At 70.3% G+C, this 2,357-nt stretch carries 1 protein-coding gene and 1 pseudogene; both read right to left on the reverse strand.

Annotated features, from left to right (window positions below; translation table 11 throughout):
- Positions 1 to 2,186, reverse strand: a 2,186-nt coding sequence (addB, locus tag EOA23_RS33860) for a double-strand break repair protein AddB (protein ID WP_127307248.1), incomplete at its 3' end; no start/stop codon positions are given.
- A pseudogene (locus EOA23_RS36770) lies at positions 2,183 to 2,357 on the reverse strand (nucleotidyltransferase family protein); the annotation flags it as partial. The pseudogene EOA23_RS36770 and the gene addB, both read right to left, overlap by 4 nt.

A 2,357-nucleotide genomic window follows, 5' to 3' on the forward strand; every position in this document is an offset into this window, starting at 1 on the left:
AGCAGCGCGTCACCCCGCCCGCGAAGGGCCGCCGCCGGCCCCTTGCCGATGAAGGTCAGGATGCGCTGCAGCCAGCGCGACGGCACCGCCGGCGCGTCGCCCGAGCGCGCCGACCGTGTCAGCACCACTTCCGCCGCGCCCATCGCCACCTGAAAATCATGCGCGGCAAGGCCGATGCGCCGCTCCGGCGGCTCGAGGTCGATGCCGGTCTTCATCAGCCGCGACATGAAGCGGTCGCTCTCGGGCTTGCGCGGCCAGACCCCTTCATTGAGCCCGCCGATGACCAGCGTCTCGACATTCTGCAATCGCGCTTCCAGCGCACCCCAGATGGCGATGCTGCGGTCGGTGCCTTGCGCCGGCTTCACCGTCTCCGGCGCGATCAGCGCTTCCATCACGTCGGGCCATTCCGAAGCGGCGAAAGTGAAGGGCGACGACGCAGCCACCAGCCCGCGCAACAGCTCGGCGAGCTTTTCGCCGGCATCGCCGGCATAGAGTTCCGCCAGGCTGCCATCGGCGGCGCGGCCGAGATCCTCCAGCGCGACGACGTTTGCGCTCGTCAGCGTCGCGATGTCGGCGTCCTTCTCGTCACGCATAGCGGTGAGCGGCGAGAGCGCCTTGGTAAGGCGGCTAAGCATGCCGTGCGCCTGCTCGATGCCGCGCACGGTCAGCCGCGAAAACCAGAAAGGCTGCCTCGTATCGCCGCTCAGCTCCGCGAGCCGCGTCTCGAAAAGCGCGCCGAGCGATGCGACATCGGGCCGGCCCGTGCCTCCCCGTAAGGCGACCAGCTCGACCAGCTCGGCCGCCTTGCGCACGGCCTGGCGTTCGAGGCCGAGCCCAAGCAGCGGGTGCTTGAGCAAGGAGAGCAGGTTCACCGAATCGCCCGGCCGGAAGGCGGCGCTCAGCGCGAGCCTGAGCAGGCTGGCAGCCGGCGTGTTGATGAGCGGCGCGCCGCCGGAATCGTCGGCGACGACGCCGAAACGCAGAAGCTCGGCCGAGACTCGCCGCGCCAGCGCCCGGTCGCCGGTGACGAGCGCCGCGCGCTTGCCCGGTGCCTCGACGGCAAGTTTGAGTGCAATGGCGATTGCCGCCGCCTCGTCGCGTTCGTTCGCCGCCTCCACCAGCGTCACGCCGGCCAGCGCCTGTTCGACATCGTATGCCGTGAAGCGCGGCCGCGTTTCGGTCCAGTATTCGGTGGTTTCGGCCGGCCGCAGCGCCTCGCCGACAAGGGCCGCGCGCAGCGCCAGCGGCGGTGGCGCCGCGACGACATCCTCGACATCGCGGCGCTGAATGCCGATGCCGCCGATCAGCTTGGCGAGACCGTATTGCGGGTGGCCGAGCGTTGCCGGACGCGCGCCGGGCGCCGTGATCGCCGCGAAGGATGCGTCATCCAGCTCGCGGTCGAGCCCGGGCAGCACGACGGCGCCGTTGGGCAGGCCGGCGATCACGCCAAGCAATTCGGCGGTAGCGGGAATGGAGCCGGTCGAACCGGCGGCGATCACCGGACCGGAAGGCGGATTGCTCTTCAGCCGCGCCGCCTCCAGCCGGATCAGCGCGCTGCGATGCGCGGCCGGATTGGAGCGGTTGCGCTCCTTCAGCAGTTCCGGCCAGTTGTCGGTGACGATGCCGAGGAAATCGAGCGTCACCTGCCACCAGCCGGCGAGATTGCCGGTGACCAGCGTCGCGAGCTTCGCCCAATCCGTGCCTTCGGTCTCGATCTCGTCCATCAGCCGGGCAAGGTCGCGCGCCAGCCAGATGGCGTCGGCGGCCGAGGTCGGCACGACGAATTCCTCGTTGAACCGCTCTCTGACATGCGCCGGCAGGCTTTCCTTCCAGGCGCGCACCAGCGGCGCCAGCAAAAGCAGCCGTTCCTGCGCAGCGATTGGCGGCGCGAGGTCTATCGCCGGCGCCGCCTCGGCGTCGAAGGCTGCCTCATCCTCGTCGAACTCGCCGAGCGGCCGCACCGTCGGCAGGATGGCCGAGCGTTGACCGAGCATGTCGACGAAGGCGCCGCGCAGCGCCCGCGCCGCGCGCCGGGTCGGCACGTAGATGGTAGCGTCGGCCAGCGCCAGCGGCTCGCCGTCGAAGCGGAAGCCGGGAATCAAGCGCCCGTCGAGCAACGCCTCCGCCAGCGTCGGCAGGAACGGCGCTCCGGGCGGGATGGAAAGGACGCGGCGCGCGCCGCTCATATCGCTTTCGCGAGGGCGCCGGCCACAGCCGCTTCAGCGGCAGGTATCGCGTCGGGCGTGCCGACTGTGATCCAGCGCCCGTTCATCTTCATGCCGAACAGGCGCCCGGCGGCGATCGCCTTGTCGAAATAGACGTTGAGCGAATGCGAGCCGGTCGGCGCTTGCCTGAAG

The sequence above is a fragment of the Mesorhizobium sp. M2A.F.Ca.ET.042.01.1.1 genome (assembly GCF_003997405.1).
Lineage (GTDB): Bacteria > Pseudomonadota > Alphaproteobacteria > Rhizobiales > Rhizobiaceae > Mesorhizobium.